Below are 14,592 nucleotides of genomic sequence, written 5' to 3' on the forward strand. Positions count from 1 at the left end.
CTCCGGATGAACTCGCCCTGTCGGAACGGGAAACGGCGCACCGACCCCGCAGGTCGGAGCCCTGTCAGTGCGTTGCGCGGCGTGCTTCGATGCCCGCGACGATCAGTCGCAGCCCGTCCTCGAAGCGTTCGTCGTAGTGGGCGAAGATCTCGGCGCCGGCCGCCGCAGCGAGCGGGTACGCGGCCATCCGGGCGGCCCGCTCGTCGATGTCGAAGCCGTCGCGCCGCTCGTCCGGCATCGGCCGGACGCCCTGTTCCTCGGTGACGAAGCCCATCGTGTACGCGTAGGCGGTGGTGCTCGCCCGGACGGCCTGGGCCAGCTCGAACCCGGCGTCGACCATGGTCCGCAGATGGGTTTCGAGGCCGGCCGCGTGGTCGGTCCCGGTGAATCTGGCGCCGCTGTAGACCTTCGCCCCGTCGCGGTAGCGGAGCAGGGCGGTGCGCAGGGCGGTGTTGTACGCGACGAGCTGGTCCTGCCAGCGCTCCGGGCCCGGGTGCGGCAGGTCCTCGGCGAGCATCCGGCGGTACATCACCGTGGCCATCTCGTCGAGGAGTGCCTGCTTGTCCTTGAAGTGCCAGTAGAGCGCGGGCGCCTTGACGTCCAGCTCCCGGGCGATGGCGCGCAGGGTGAGGCCGTCGAGGCCCCCCTCGTTCAGCAGCCGCAGCCCGGTGTCGGCCACGCGTTCCCGGTCGATCTTCGACGTACCCACCTTGACAATTTAACACCGTTAAGCAGACACTCCGGACCATGGAACTTAACAGCGTTAAGGAAACCGGGGTCCTGATCGTCGGCGCCGGGCCCTGCGGTCTGGCCCTCGCCTGCGACCTGGCCCGGCGCGGTGTGGACGCCCTCGTCGTCGAGCAGGCGCCCACGCTCTTCCCCGGCTCGCGCGGCAAGGGCATCCAGCCCCGCACCCGGGAGGTCCTGGACGATCTCGGCGTCGGCGACGCGGTGCGCGAGCACGGCGGCCCGGCCCCGACCGTGATGGTCTGGCGGGACGGGCGGCGGCAGGGGGAGCAGGACCGGTTCCGCCGCGCCGCCCCGACGGAGTCCGAGCCGTACGGGGAGCCGTGGATGATGCCGCAGTGGCGCACCCAGGAGATCCTCCTGGCCCGGCTGCGCGAGCTGGGCGGTGACGTCGCCTTCTCCACCGCGCTGACCGGCCTCGACCAGGACGCGGACGGTGTCACCGCCCGGCTGTCCACGGGTCCGGTCCGGGCCTCGTACCTGGTCGCGGCGGACGGCGGGCGCAGCACGGTGCGGCGCGCGCTGGGGATCGCGATGGCCGGCGAGGAGGTGGATCCGGCGCCGATGCTGGTCGCCGACGTGCGGCTGGCCGAGGGCGCGCTGGACCGGCTCAACTGGCACGCGACCGACGGGGAGCAGGGCTTCCTCACGCTCTGCCCGCTGCCCGGCACGGCGGACTTCCAGCTGGCGGCCCGGTTCCGGGAGGGCGCCCCCGACACGTCGCCGGAGGGGGTGCGCGCGCTGGTCGCCGCCCGTACCCACCTTTCGGCCGGGGACGTCACCGAGGTCCTCTGGTCCTCCGACTTCCGGCCGCGCGCCGCGCTGGCCGAGCGGTTCCGCGAGGGCCGGGTCTTCCTCGCGGGGGACGCCGCGCACGTGCACTCCCCCGCCGGTGGCCAGGGCCTGAACACCAGCGTGCAGGACGCGTACAACCTGGGCTGGAAGCTCGGCCTCGTCCTGCGGAACGGGGCGCCGGAGTCGCTGCTCGACAGCTACGAGCGGGAGCGCCGCCCGGTCGCCGCCGACATGCTCGGCCTGTCCACCCGGATCCACCGGGGCGAACAGGAACGCGGCGCCGAGGCCCAGCAGCTCGGCCTCGGCTACCGGGAGGGGCCGCTGTCGGTCGGCCGGGCCGGTGCCCTGCGCTCCGGGGACCGCGCCCCGGACGGCCCCGCCGCCGACGGCCGGCGCCTCTTCGACGTCTTCCGGGGCCCGCACTTCACCCTGCTGGCCGTCGGCACGGACGCCCCGCTCCCCGTCGGGGACGGGGAGCTGGTCCGCGTACACCGAACGGACGCCTGCGAGCCGTACGGGAAGGGCCTGTTCCTGGTCCGCCCGGACGGCTACGTCGGCTGGGCCGGCGAGGACGCCGCGGGGCTGGCGCCGTACCTGGCCCGGTTCGGGCCCGCCGCGGTCACACGCCGCTGAGCGAGAGCTTCGCCGCGAACCCGAGGAAGAGCAGCCCGGCCGCCGAGGTCGCCCCGGCCGAGAGGCGCCTACGGCGGCGGAAGGCGGCGGCGAGCCGGGTGCCGCCGAAGATCAGCGCCGAGAGGTAGAGGAAGCTGGCGATCTGGAGCAGGGTGCCCAGCACCAGGAAGGAGAGCGCCGGGTAGGCGTACGCGGGGTCGACGAACTGGATGAAGAAGGAGATCAGGAAGAGGATCGCCTTCGGGTTGACGAGGCTGACCACGAGCGCCCGCCGGTAGGGCCGCTCCGTCGGCGCGGTCTCCTCCCCCGCCTCCTCGGACAGCTCGGCCGCCCGCCGGTGCCGCTCGCGCCACATGGTCAGCGCGGTGCGCAGCATGCCGATGGCCAGCCAGGTGAGGTAGGCCGCTCCGGCGTACTTGACGACGGCGAAGAGCACCGGCGTCGTCCGCAGCAGCGAGGAGGCGCCGAGCGCGGACAGCGTCATCAGCACGGTGTCCCCGGTCCACACCCCGGCGGCCGCCGCGTACCCGGTGCGCACCCCGCGCCGGGCGGCGACGGAGAGCACGTACAGCGAGTTCGGCCCGGGCAGCAGAACGATCAGCGCCAGGCCGGCGAGGTAGGTCGGAAGGTCGGTGACACCCAGCATGGGACGGAGTGTCGCACGCCCGCGCACGCCCCCTCGTCCGAGGGGTCCGGTTCCCCGTTCAGAGGGTGTCCGCGGGCACGACGTACCGGCCCCACGACCTCGCCGACCGCTTCAGGTGCGCCGGACAGCGGTCACGAGCAGGGTGTCCGCGCCGCGAGCCGTACTGTCGTCCGGCGGCAGCCTGTCGATGCCGATCCCGGTGAACCCGGACGCGGCCAGCAGCTTCGTCCAGACATGCTCCTGGAGCACCCAGCGGCGCATCGTCGTCTCCTCACCCTCCGGGGTCCTCGCCGGGATGTCGGCGGGTACGGCGTCGGGTTGCGCGGGTGCGCCGCCCGGGTAGTGGCCCAGCGTGGAGAAGACCAGCCTCCCTCCGGGACGCAGCGCGGCCGCCGCTGCCGGGAGCAGTTCGGACGGATCGGTGAAGTCGAGCGCGCCGAAGACGCTGTACAGCACGTCGTAGGTGTCGGCCGCCGTCCGCGTGTGCTCCACCGCGTCGGACCGGACGACGCGCAGACGCGGCGCGAGACGGCCGAACAGGTCGTCGGCCATGGCGCACTGCGCGGGCGAGGCGTCGACGGCATCGACCCGGGCGGGGGCCCGACGGACGGCGAGGTGGGCGGCGTTCCGGGCGGCTCCGGCGCCGAGGTCGCCGACGACCTTGCCCCTCAGATCGCCGAGGATCTCGGAGCCGGGGCCGCCGCCCTGCCCCCAGAGCCAGCGAAAGGTGTCCGGCACGGTGCGGTCCCGCTCGGCACGGACACGGCCGTAGTGGTACCAGAGGTCTGCGGTGGTGGGCGTCACCCGCATCATCCTGGCGCGCGCGGCCCGGGAGCGGGCCGGCTCCGGGACATCCCACCCGCACGCCCGCGCACGCCCCCTCGTCCGAGGGGTCCGCTTCCCCGTTCAGAGGGTGTCCGCGGGCACGTACCGGCCCCACACCTCACGCAGCGCGTCGCAGACCTCGCCGACCGTCGCGCGGGCCGCGAGCGCGTCCTTCATCGGGTACAGGACGTTGTCGCCGCCCCCGGCGGCCGTGCGCAGCCGGGTCAGGGCGGCGTCCACCGCGTCCCGGTCGCGTTCGGCGCGCAGTTCGGCGAGGCGGGCGGTCTGCCGGGCCTCGATCGCGGGGTCGACGCGGAGGGGTGCGTAGGGCTCCTCCGCGTCGAGCCGGAAGCGGTTGACGCCGACCACGACGCGCTCGGCGCTCTCGGTCTCCAGTGCCGCCCGGTACGCGGAGCGCTCGATCTCGCCCTTCTGGAAGCCCTGTTCGATCGCGCGGACCGCGCCGCCCATCGCCTCGACCCGGTCCATCAGCTCGACGGCGGCGGTCTCGATGTCGTCGGTCATCCGCTCCACGGCGTAGGAACCGGCGAACGGGTCGACGGTGGCGGTGACGTCCGTCTCGTACGCGAGGACCTGCTGGGTGCGCAGGGCGAGGCGGGCGGACTTCTCGGTGGGCAGGGCGATCGCCTCGTCGAAGGCGTTGGTGTGCAGCGACTGGGTGCCGCCGAGGACCGCGGCCAGCCCCTGGACGGCGACCCGGACCAGATTGACCTCGGGCTGCTGGGCAGTGAGCTGGACGCCCGCGGTCTGGGTGTGGAAGCGCAGCATCAGCGACCGGGGGTTCCGGGCGCCGAACTCCTCCTTCATCACCCGGGCCCAGATCCGGCGGGCCGCGCGGAACTTGGCGACCTCCTCCAGCAGCGTCGTACGGGCGACGAAGAAGAAGGAGAGCCGGGGCGCGAAGTCGTCGACGTCCATCCCGGCCGCGATGGCGGTGCGTACGTACGCGATGGCGTCGGCCAGGGTGAAGGCGATCTCCTGCACGGGCGTGGCCCCGGCCTCGGCCATGTGGTAGCCGGAGATCGAGATGGTGTTCCACTTCGGGATCTCGGTCCGGCAGTACTGGAAGGTGTCGGCGACCAGGCGCAGCGAGGGCCCCGGCGGGAAGATGTACGTGCCGCGCGCGATGTACTCCTTGAGCACGTCGTTCTGGACGGTGCCGGTCAACTCGGCCGCCGATACGCCCTGTTCCTCGGCGACCAGTTGGTAGAGGAGCAGCAGGAGCGCGGCCGGGGCGTTGATCGTCATCGACGTGGAGACCCGGTCCAGCGGAATGGAGTCGAACAGGATCCGCATGTCGTCGATCGAGTCGATCGCCACCCCGACCCTGCCGACCTCGCCGGACGCGATCGGCGCGTCCGAGTCGTGGCCCATCTGGGTGGGCAGGTCGAAGGCGACGGAGAGGCCGGTGGTGCCGTCGGCGATCAGCTGCCGGTAGCGGGCGTTGGATTCCGCGGCGGTACCGAATCCGGCGTATTGCCGCATCGTCCACGGGCGGCCGGTATACATCGTGGGGTAGACGCCGCGTGTGAAGGGGTAGGTGCCGGGTTCGCCCAGCTTCTCGCCGGGGTCCCAGCCGTCGAGCGCGTCCGGCCCGTAGACCGGTTCGACGGGCAGCCCCGACTCCGTCCCACGCGTCATCCGCCGTACCTCCCGCCGAAAGCGTTGAAGCCGATCCCCGCCGTCCCATCATGCGCGGGCTTTGGCGACCGGGCAGAGCGGGAATCCGACCAGGGACACCGGACACACACCGGACGCAGGGGGCAGAGAGATGAGGGACCGCACCACCAGCACCACCGACAGCACTGGCAGCACCGGCACTTCGAGCACCGCGGGCACCACGGACATCGCAGGTCCGGTCCTGACCCGGGCGGGAACGGCGGGCCCCGGCGGACCGGGCCGTACGGGGGCCCTGGCGGTCCTCGCCGCGCTCACCGTCGCCGCCGCCACGGCCGGCTGCACGGCCCAGGCCGTCGGGCAGCCGCACGCGGCCGCACCGGCGCCACCGGCTCCGGCGCGGTCCGCCGCCACCGGCACGCCGGACGCCGAGCCGCCCGTGCCACCGACCCCGACCCCGGCCGCGTCCTCACCCGAGGCGCCGGAGGTCTCCGAGGTGCCGCAGGCCTCGGAGTCGCCGTCCCCCGCCCCCGACCCGCAGGGCGAGACGCTGATGGCCGACGGGTCCCGGGGCGAGCGGGTGCGCGAACTCCAGGCCAGGCTGCGGCAGATCGGCCACTTCGACCGCAACCCGACCGGCTACTACGGCTCCGTCACCGCCGCCTCGGTCAGCTCCTTCCAGGGAAAGCGCGGCCTCGTCCGCACCGGCCGGACCGACACCGTCACCTGGCGGAAGCTGCTCGACATGACCCGTGTGCCGACCGCCACCGAACTGGACCCGCCGACCACCCGGCCGGTCGCCAAGCCGGACAAGCGCTGTCTGACCGGCCGGGTCCTGTGCATCAGCAAGAACAGCCGGACGCTCTCCTGGATGATCGACGGCCGTGTCGTCTCGTCGATGGACGTCCGCTTCGGCTCCCAGTACACGCCGACCCGCGAGGGGACCTTCTCCGTCTACTGGAAGTCCCGCGACCACGTGTCGACGATCTACCACACGGCCATGCCGTACGCGATGTTCTTCAGCGGCGGCCAGGCGGTGCACTACTCGGCGGACTTCGCGGCCCGCGGCTACGCCGGCGCCTCGCACGGCTGCGTCAACGTCCGGGACAAGGCCAAGATCGCCGCGCTCTTCGACCAGGTGAAGAACGGGGACAAGGTCGTGGTCTACGGGTGACCACGACGGCCGGACGGAGAGATGGCGCGGGCGGGACAGGGGGAACACGTCCCGCCCGCGCCGGGTGCGCCGAGCCGTAGGTACGGGGGGAACCCCGGCTCACTGCGCGGCCGATGACCAGTCGGCTCATTCTGTTCAGCGTCACGGGGCCGAAAAGTGTCACACCCCGCGGGCCGACAGGGTGTCCACGGCCCCGGACGGCACCGGGGAGCCGGACGCCGCGGCGTCACCGGGGACTCCGGACGGGGTGGGCGACGCGGTGTAGCCGATGCCGCTGTTCCGGCCCTCGTCCTCGTCGTCCCCCTGGCCGTCGCCCCGGCCGCTGCCCGCGCCGTTGCTGCCGTTTCCGCTGCTGCCGTTCCCGTTGTTGCCGTTGCCGTTTCCGCTGCCGCCGCCCTTGTTGTCGTCCTGCTCGTCCCCGGACTCCCCCAGGAGCCGGTCGCAGAACCGGTCCAGGTTGGCGGCCCCCTTCGCCAGCTCCTCCAGCTGGCGCCTGCGCTGCTCGCCCAGCTTCCCGTCGCGGTAGTCGCGGCAGGCCTGGACCGCCTTGGCGTACCAGCCGTTGGTGCCGGGGGTCACGGGCCGGCCGGTCCGGTGGCTGTCGGCGGAGCCGGGCGTACGGCCGCCGCCGTCGTCCTTCTCCCCGCCTTGGCCGTCGTCGTCGCCCCGGCCCTTCGGGCGGTCCGGTCCGCCGGACGCGTGGCCGGGGGCGGAGGGACTGGCGGGGGACGTGGTGGTGTCCGGGGAGGCGGACGGCTTCGCGGGCGGTTCCCCGGCGGGGTCCGGCGCGAGCCCCTCGGGCGTCGCCGCGGCCGATACGGAGCTGGCGGGCTGCGCGCTCCCGCCGAACGGGACCGGAAGGATCCCGGTCCCCGCCGCCACGGCCACCCCGCCGAGCGCGCACCCCGCGAACGAGGCGACCAGCCCGAGTCGGACCGGACGGCTCCAGCGAGCCCGGCGCGCCCGCCCGAGAACGGCGGCCGGGGCGGGCCCGATGCGCACCGGATCCAGCGTCCCGGCCCGGACATCCGTACCGTCGGCGGCGCCCCGCGCCCGCGCGGCCCGGGGCGTCGCGCGGAAGGCGGCCAGCGCGGCGGCCTCGCCGGGCAGTTCGGTGGTGGCGGGGCGGGCGGTGCGGGCGGCGGCCTCCAACGCGGCCGCCAGCCTCTCGGCATCTCTGCCCGACGGGCCTTCGACGGGGTCGACCGGCTCACCCCGGAGCAGTCGCTCCGCGGTTTCCTTGTCAAGCCATTCGTACCGCTCGTCGGCCATCACATGTCCTTCTGCGTCCATGGACGCGAATGCGTCACACCCGCCGGCGCCACCAGGCCGTCGCGGGCCGGACGCTGGGCGGGCATCCCGTCGAGTTCCGCCGTCCGGGCCACCGGGCCCTGCTGCGCGTGCGGATGCGGGTGTACGTGCGGGGCCGGATGCGGGTGGACGTGCGCGTGGCGGGCGCCCGCGCCGTCGCCGGGGACGCCCCCGTCGCCGGTGGTGTCGTCGTCCGAGCGCAGCAGCTCGGCGAGCCGCTTCAGGCCACGGTGTGCGGCGGTGCGCACCGCGCCGGGGCGCTTGCCCAGCGTCTGCGCGGCGCTCTTCGCGTCCAGGCCGACCACCACCCGGAGCACCACGGCCTCGGCCTGGTCCCGGGGCAGCTGGGCGATGAGCGACAGGGTACGGCCGGTGGCCAGGGCCTCCATCGCCTCGCCCGCGGTGTCGGACTCGGCGGGCCGCTCGGTCAGCTCCGACTCGTCGCCGCCGATCGCGGGGCGTCTGCCGCGCATCCGTATGTGGTCCAGCGCGCGGTTGCGGGCTATCCGCGCCGCCCAGCCGCGGAAGCGGTCGGCGTCGCCGCTGAACCGGTCGAGGTCCCGAGCGATCTGCAGCCACGACTCGGACGCCACGTCCTCGGCGTCCGGCTCCCCCACCAGCGTCCGTATGTAGCCCAGCAGCCGCGGCTGCACAGCGCGGTACACAGCACGGAAGGCGTCCTCGTCCCCGTCCTGCGCCGCGAGCACCGCGGCGGTCAGCTCCGCGTCGTCCCCCAGCACTCCCTCAACCCTGCTCTGCTGTTCTGAATCGCAGCTGGTCACCACTGCCGCGCCACGCCGCGCGACTCAGCACGCTACGTCCTCGGCGGGGCCCGCGTCCACGTCTTGTACAACCCGCAACATTCCGCCGCCCCGGTGTGGTGTGACAGAAATCGCGACGGCGACGCTGAGTGGAGTACGGGGTCGTTCCACGTCCCCGGGAAGACGACCGGGGCCTCTCCTGTGGGGGGTGGCGGCCCCGGTCGTTTTCATTTCGCCCCACGCCGCGGACGCTCGCGTGGTGGGCGGCCGGGGCTCCACGGAGCACCGGGCCCGCCGTGGGCACAGCCGCTACCGTGAAGGCATGACCGCACTGCCCGACTGGATGCGCCCGCCCCGCGCGGAGGGCTGGTTCGCGGAGGACCTGGACCGTCTTCCCGAGGCCCCGCGCCACACCGAGCTGATCGACGGAGCCCTCGTCTTCATGATGTCGCCCCAGCGGTCCTGGCACGGCCGTCTCGTCACCGCCCTGACCATGACGCTCATGGCACAGGCACCGACCGGCATCGAGGTCGAACGTGAGATGACGATCCGTCTCGACGCCCGCAACCGCCCCGAGCCCGACCTCCTGCTGACGGACCTGCCCTACGACCCCGACCGCACCTGGTACGCGCCGGAGCACGTGAAGCTCGTCGTGGAGGTCGTCTCCCCCGAGTCCGCCCACCGCGACCGTACGGTCAAGCTCCACAAATACGCGGAGGCCGGTATCCCGCACTACTGGTGCGTCGAGGACGAGGACGGCAGCCCCGCCGTCCACGTCTACGAACTCGACCGGCCCACGGGCGCCTATGCGCCCGCGGGCATCTTCCGGGGCTCCCTCCGGCGCCCGGTGCCGTTCGGGATCGATGTCGACCTCGACGCGCTCACGCCCCGCCGAAGAGGCTGAAAGAACCGCCGCGTGGGCGCCCATGCCTGCGAGGGGCAGAGCGGAACTCCGTGGTTACGCCGGGGCGAGCAGGTCGTCGCCGCGGTCGAGGGCCCGGCACAGGGCGACGGAGATCTCCTCGGGCAGCAGGTTCAGTCCGGCGAGGGCCTCGGTGGTGAGGGGGAACTCTTCGAGGATGTACTCCCCTCGGTCGTCCCGCTGGAACTCGGGGCCGCTGCGGTCGGCGAAGTTCCACGTTCCGACGCGGGCGAGGTAGAAGTGCTCGGTCTCGCCGGACGCGTTCTCCAGCTGGCGGAACGGGCGCACGATCTCCGCCTCGCCCCCGATCTCCTCGCGGATCTCACGCAGGAGCGCGGCCTCGTGGTCGGCGTCGGTGTCCTCGACGCCGCCTCCGACGACGATCCAGTAGGGATCTCGTCCGGGGCGGACGCGCTTCATCAGGAGGGTGGTGCCGCCGGGGGTGACGAGGACGGCGCGGACGCGCTGCTTCATGGGTTCGGGCTCCTTGCCGGTGGAGGTCTGGAACGTGTCTCCGGATCCTGCCTGGCTCACGCGCCCGGGACTCACGCTCGCGGCGGCAACGTCTGCGGGCTGCCTCCGGCGGGGAACGCGCTGATGGGTGATCCGGTCCTCGGGGCGTCGCGGTAGTGGGCGTTCTCGGCGTCGGCCTGGATCGCGCCGGGGAGAACGGTGTTCACCCACATGCCCGCCCTCACGGGGCCGGCTTCGGGCCACTCGTTACCAGAGGACTGAACACGGGGAGCGAAGTCATGCGTACCGGACAGCGGTGCCGTATCCCTGGTAGACCCTCAGAGTCTCGATCGACTCGTCAGTGAAGAGGCCGGTCCTCGTGTGCGTGTCCGATGCCGCGACGAACCGCACCGCGATCACGGCGTCGGCCGCCTGGCTCGCGGCTATCGCCTCGAGGTGGGAGTACGCCCCGGTGAGATCCTGGGCCTCGGCCCCCCAGATCAGCCAACTCTGCGCTATCTCACGCCCTGTCAAGGGTGAGTCGGTCGTGGTCATAGGCACTGACTGGCTCTGTCTCCCCATCGCATCAGTGTGGTGGCTCGGGCGGGCCCTGTCACTCCCCGGGCAACCGCCGGGTGAGCTCGGCCGCCAGGTCCTCGTCAGCCAACCTGCGCCCGCCGCGGCACGGAGTACCTTCAGCGGATCCGCCGGTCTTGGGGCAGGCACTCCAGATGCACAGGAGAGGCACGCCCGCCGGCGAGCGCTTCTCCTTCGTTCCCGTCATTGCCCTGGCCGCCGTCTCCGGCGCGCCCCCGGCCGAAGCCGGGGACCGGTCCTTCCGGTCGCGACGCACCGGCGCCGACCACGCGGTCGCCCCCGCACCGGAGATCCGGTGCGGGGGCGACTGTCGTGCGGAAGACGGCTACCGGCCGGGTTCGCCGGCCGGCGCCTTCGACCGGGCTTGATGAGTGGCCCGGAACGGGAGACAGGGGCTGCCGCTACTTGCCCTTGCCCGGTTCGCCGCGCTTGTTGGTGAGGGTGATCCGGACCGGGTTGTCCTTGCAGTTGTGCGTGGTCGCTTCCAGGGGGGTCACGGGGTTCTCGGGCAGCTCGTAGCCCTCGGGCACGTCGGTCTCGACCAGGTAGTAGGAGCCGACCTGGATGCGGGTGAACGTGCAGGTGCCGTCGGGGCCGGTCGCGCAGCCCGCGTCGAGCCGGGTGTCGGGGTCGGGGCCGGTGCGCTGGAGGCCGGGGCGGCCGTTGGTCTCCCGCCACAGCTGGAAGACGGCGCCGGGCAGCGGCTTGCCGGTGCCGTCGTCCTTCTTGCTGACGATGACGCTGGTCGGCTGGATGAAGCCGAAGTCGATGTCGTGGTCGTTCTCGCCCGGGCCGCCCGGGGTGACGTCGGCGTAGGGGTAGGCGTTCTCGCCGGGGCCTGGCCGGCCCTTGGAGTTGGCCGCCGGGTCGCCCTGGTCGAACTGGGTCGGCATCCAGCCGTCGAGCGGGCCGCCGGGGGCGTAGTCGGCCGGGTCGTCGAGCCGGACCTCGTACTCGCGGCCGGCTACCCAGTCCGCGGGGGCGACGTTCTTGACCAGGGTGGAGTCGAAGTAGTACTCGCCGCGCGCGTTGGTCCTCGTCGTCGCGATCTTCCGGCCCGTGTGGTCGTAGAGGTTGACCGTGGCGCCCACGACCGGGTTCTCGTCCGGGTCCTGGCGGCCGTCCTTCATGTTCTTGCCGTTGTCGTACCAGACCCGGTTGCCGATCTGGAACGGCGCCTCGTCACAGAGCACTTCGAGGTCGCCCAGGCCGCCGGCCTTGCCGAACGAGCTGGTCAGCTGGTTGCCCATGCCCGCGCCGACGGTGCCGTCGGCGCGGTTGAACGGGCCGGTGCCCGAGGTGTGGGCGACCTCGACGGGGTCGTACACCCCGGAGGCGACGGTGTCCTCGACCTTGGACAGGGCCACACCGCCGAGGGCCACCTCCTGGTGGTAGCCGCCGAGCCGGAAGTCGCCGGGGTAGAACTCCTTGACGTCCGGCGCCTGGTTCCCGCTGTTGGCGGGGGTGGCGTTGTTCCGGCAGCCGCCGTTGCCGTCCAGGACGAACAGGCCGCCGTGCCGGCACGCGCGGTTGAGGTCACCGCCCGCGAAGGTCTGCACGGTGCGCGGACTGCCCGCCTCGTACGCGATGAAGGTGCCGTACTGGTCGGCGTAGCGGTCGCGGAAGCCGAGGATCAGCTCGCCGTCGGTGTCCACGACGATGTCCGACAGCAGCGGTGTCGGGTTCGGCACCTCCCGGCCGTCCACCTGGGCGGACTTGCAGTCGACGCCGTCCTGGGTGTCAGGGACGGTGGTGCGCCAGGGGTACCACTTGTCGCCGAAGCAGGGTCCGGGGCCGTTCACCTTGCCCCGGGGGTAGGTGAGCTTCTCGTCCATCACCGTGCCGGTGAAGGTGCCGGTTCCGGGGGCGAAGGTGCGGATGACGGCCCGCAGGTCGTCGCGGTCCTGCGTGGACTCGCCGGAGCAGACGCCGCCGACGTAGACGGTGCCGTCCTGGATGCCGAGGCCGAAGGGGCGCCAGTCGTCGGCGGAGGGGCAGCCCGGGTCGGGGATCGGGTAGGACACCTCGGGCGCGGCCGCGGTCTTCCTGGTGGCGTCGTAGCGGTAGAGCCTCTTGTCGTTGAGGTTGACGACGTACAGGTCCCTGCCGTCCTCGCTCACGTCGAGGTCGCCCAGTGACTCCTTGCCGACCGCGGTGCGGAAGGCGAGGTCCATGTCGGTGCCGGGGTCGTGCGTGGTGGTCCCGGCGTCCGGCACGGTGGTGAACCGGGTCAGCTCCCCCGTGGTGCGGTCGCTCAGGTAGATCGCGCCGGGGCCGCCGGGCCCGTAGTCCGCACCGCGCTTGGCGAAGGCGGACGAGAAGATCCACTTGTTCTGCTTGCTGTACCCGATGCCCCACAGGGAACCGGTCTGGGCCTTGGTGGCGAGATCCGTGGTCTGCGCGTCGGTGCCGCGCGCGTTGTACGGGTGGGTGACCAGGGTCCGCGCCGTGTCCGGGTCGGCCATTCCCGGTACGTCGCTCTTGATGCAGGCGGTGACCAGGTCGGCGTTCTTCTGGCAGTAGTCGGCGGGGTTCCAGAACGAGGTGGTCACCTCGGCGTTCCGGCCGCCGGACAGGTCGACGAACTCGACGTTGGACGAGAGGGCCTTCGGGTCGCTCAGATCGTCCTTGGGCAGGGCGAATCCCGGGAAGAGGACTCCGGGTCCGGGGTTCTTCACCTCTACGCGGTACTTGCCGCCCGTGAGCCGGTCGCCCGGTTCCAAGCGGACCGTGCCGTCCGCGCCGGTGGTGCCGGTGAGGGAGGCGCCCGCGGTGTCGGTGAGCACCACCTTCACCCCGCCCATTCCGGGCTCCAGGACGTCGTCCCACCGGCCGTTCGCGTTGACCTCGCGCACGACACGCACCGTCAGGCTGCCGTCCCCGGCGTCGGCGACCGCCACCGGGGCGACCGGCAGCACGGCGGTGACCGCGACGCCCGCCGTCAGCGCCACCAGGCCTCTGGCCCTGGACCCGGCCCTGGATCCGGCGGCCGCTCTGCCCTTCATCGTTGCCACACGTCAGCCCTTCTGTGGTTCCACGGGAACAACGGATCAATTCCGCATGTAAGCGGAAAGCAAATCGATACTCAATCACCCTTCGAGGGAAAGGGGGACAAGTACCCGGAAGGGCGCTCCGAAGAAATTTCCCCGGGGCCGTTTTCCCTAATTCCCGGGGTGCGGGCATTATCCGGGTCTTCCGATCCCTTTCCGCCGCGACACTCCACGAAGGAATGCTTTACCGGGCTCCCGAACGGCCGGAGGAAATCGACGGCGGGGGCCCGGACTCCCCCGGCCAGGGCCGGGTGGGGACGTGCAGGCCGGCCGGTCCGGGGGCGAATTCCATCCGGGCCGGGTCCGGCAGCGACGCGATGACGGCCTCCAGACGGCCGAGCCGTCCCGCTCCGTCGACCCAGTACGTCAGCGGCGAGCGGCCGTCCCGGGGGCCGCCGCCGCGCCGGGGGCCGGAGAGGACCGCGTAGGCGGTGGTGCCGAGGGTCTCCTCGCGCAGGTGCCGGGGGCCCGCCCGGGTGAGCAGCTGGGGGTTGTCGGGGCGGTCGGCCGCCAGGGACATCACCAGGCGCAGTGCGCTGTCGAGGGGGTCCCCGGTGTAGGCGCGGGGCGACCAGGAGCGCGGCTGCACGGCGGCCGCCGCCCGCACGGTCGCCGCCATCCCGCCGGGTCCGGGCGCGGAGGCGGGTCCGGGGGCGACCGCGAGGCCGGTGGTGTCCCAGGCGATGAGCCCGGTCTCGGTGCCGCCGGCGCGGGTCGCGGTGTAGCCGCCGACGGCGTGCCGCGTACGGAAGTCGACCAGGCCGTGCACCGTGGTGGTGCCCCCGCCGGCCTCGACGGTGGTGTCGACCCGTACGGTTCCGGCCTCGTACAGGGTGAAGCGGGTCATCGCGAGGCGCTGGGCCTCGTCGAGGGTGACGGGGCGCGGCCCCTCCTGATGGGGCAGGGCCAGGAACACCGCGGCGCCGACGAGGACGAGTCCGGCGAGGGCGAGCAGGACGACGCGCGGCTTCTTCGGCAGGGAGGTCCACCGGGGACGGGGCGGTACGGGCACCAGGGGGTTCTCCGGATCGGCTCGGGGG

General features: G+C 73.0%; 14 protein-coding genes. 3 read left to right on the top strand and 11 right to left on the bottom strand.

All coding sequences use genetic code 11. The features are described from left to right. Window positions 1-64: 64 nt before the first annotated feature. The gene (locus ACIQGQ_RS01865; RefSeq protein WP_402389438.1) at window positions 65-709 is read right to left on the bottom strand and encodes a TetR/AcrR family transcriptional regulator C-terminal domain-containing protein; all 645 of its coding nucleotides are present in this window, start codon (window positions 707-709) and stop codon (window positions 65-67) included. Between the two features lie 38 nt (window positions 710-747). Between ACIQGQ_RS01865 and ACIQGQ_RS01870 the strand changes: the two genes are divergently transcribed. Next, entirely contained in the window at window positions 748-2,175 is a 1,428-nt protein-coding gene (locus tag ACIQGQ_RS01870; RefSeq protein ID WP_402389440.1) for an FAD-dependent monooxygenase, read from the top strand. Here the strand turns inward: ACIQGQ_RS01870 and leuE are convergent. The 3 genes from leuE to ACIQGQ_RS01885 all read right to left on the bottom strand — a co-directional run bounded on the left by leuE (window position 2,162) and on the right by ACIQGQ_RS01885 (window position 5,308). Further along, on the bottom strand, window positions 2,162-2,821 hold the full coding sequence (leuE, locus tag ACIQGQ_RS01875; RefSeq protein WP_402389442.1) for a leucine efflux protein LeuE: 660 nt from the start codon (window positions 2,819-2,821) through the stop codon (window positions 2,162-2,164). The genes ACIQGQ_RS01870 and leuE overlap by 14 nt on opposite strands. Window positions 2,822-2,932: 111 nt before the next feature. Next, window positions 2,933-3,631: a class I SAM-dependent methyltransferase gene (locus ACIQGQ_RS01880; RefSeq protein WP_402389445.1), complete on the bottom strand. Its 699-nt coding sequence runs from the start codon at window positions 3,629-3,631 to the stop codon at window positions 2,933-2,935. Between the two features lie 96 nt (window positions 3,632-3,727). After that, a complete protein-coding gene (locus tag ACIQGQ_RS01885; RefSeq protein WP_402389447.1) occupies window positions 3,728-5,308 on the bottom strand; it encodes a methylmalonyl-CoA mutase in 1,581 nt (526 codons plus the stop codon). 220 nt (window positions 5,309-5,528) lie between these two features. Here ACIQGQ_RS01885 and ACIQGQ_RS01890 point away from each other — a divergent pair, with 220 nt between their 5' ends. Then, on the top strand, window positions 5,529-6,458 hold the full coding sequence (locus ACIQGQ_RS01890; RefSeq protein ID WP_402390289.1) for a L,D-transpeptidase family protein: 930 nt from the start codon (window positions 5,529-5,531) through the stop codon (window positions 6,456-6,458). Window positions 6,459-6,617: 159 nt separating this feature from the next. Here ACIQGQ_RS01890 and ACIQGQ_RS01895 read toward each other — a convergent pair whose 3' ends face one another. After that, window positions 6,618-7,751, bottom strand: a complete 1,134-nt coding sequence (locus tag ACIQGQ_RS01895) for a hypothetical protein (RefSeq protein ID WP_402389449.1) — start codon at window positions 7,749-7,751, stop codon at window positions 6,618-6,620. Then, a complete protein-coding gene (locus ACIQGQ_RS01900; protein ID WP_402389451.1) occupies window positions 7,730-8,509 on the bottom strand; it encodes an RNA polymerase sigma factor in 780 nt (259 codons plus the stop codon). The genes ACIQGQ_RS01895 and ACIQGQ_RS01900 overlap by 22 nt, the downstream gene beginning before the upstream one ends. 343 nt (window positions 8,510-8,852) lie before the next feature. Here ACIQGQ_RS01900 and ACIQGQ_RS01905 point away from each other — a divergent pair, with 343 nt between their 5' ends. Then, on the top strand, window positions 8,853-9,434 hold the full coding sequence (locus tag ACIQGQ_RS01905) for a Uma2 family endonuclease (protein WP_402389454.1): 582 nt from the start codon (window positions 8,853-8,855) through the stop codon (window positions 9,432-9,434). 54 nt (window positions 9,435-9,488) lie between these two features. Here the strand turns inward: ACIQGQ_RS01905 and ACIQGQ_RS01910 are convergent, their stop codons facing one another. The 5 genes from ACIQGQ_RS01910 to ACIQGQ_RS01930 form a co-directional block, all read right to left on the bottom strand. Further along, entirely contained in the window at window positions 9,489-9,926 is a 438-nt protein-coding gene (locus ACIQGQ_RS01910; RefSeq protein WP_402389456.1) for an NUDIX domain-containing protein, read from the bottom strand. Between the two features lie 71 nt (window positions 9,927-9,997). After that, the gene (locus tag ACIQGQ_RS01915; protein WP_402389459.1) at window positions 9,998-10,132 is read right to left on the bottom strand and encodes a hypothetical protein; all 135 of its coding nucleotides are present in this window, start codon (window positions 10,130-10,132) and stop codon (window positions 9,998-10,000) included. Window positions 10,133-10,202: 70 nt separating this feature from the next. Next, window positions 10,203-10,460, bottom strand: a complete 258-nt coding sequence (locus ACIQGQ_RS01920) for a hypothetical protein (protein ID WP_402389462.1) — start codon at window positions 10,458-10,460, stop codon at window positions 10,203-10,205. A gap of 443 nt (window positions 10,461-10,903) precedes the next feature. Continuing rightward, a complete protein-coding gene (locus ACIQGQ_RS01925; protein ID WP_402390292.1) occupies window positions 10,904-13,507 on the bottom strand; it encodes an SdrD B-like domain-containing protein in 2,604 nt (867 codons plus the stop codon). Between the two features lie 229 nt (window positions 13,508-13,736). Then, a complete protein-coding gene (locus tag ACIQGQ_RS01930; RefSeq protein ID WP_402389464.1) occupies window positions 13,737-14,564 on the bottom strand; it encodes a hypothetical protein in 828 nt (275 codons plus the stop codon). Window positions 14,565-14,592 lie beyond the last annotated feature (28 nt).

This window comes from Streptomyces sp. NPDC092952, assembly GCF_044754785.1.
Taxonomy (GTDB): Bacteria; Actinomycetota; Actinomycetes; order Streptomycetales; family Streptomycetaceae; genus Streptomyces.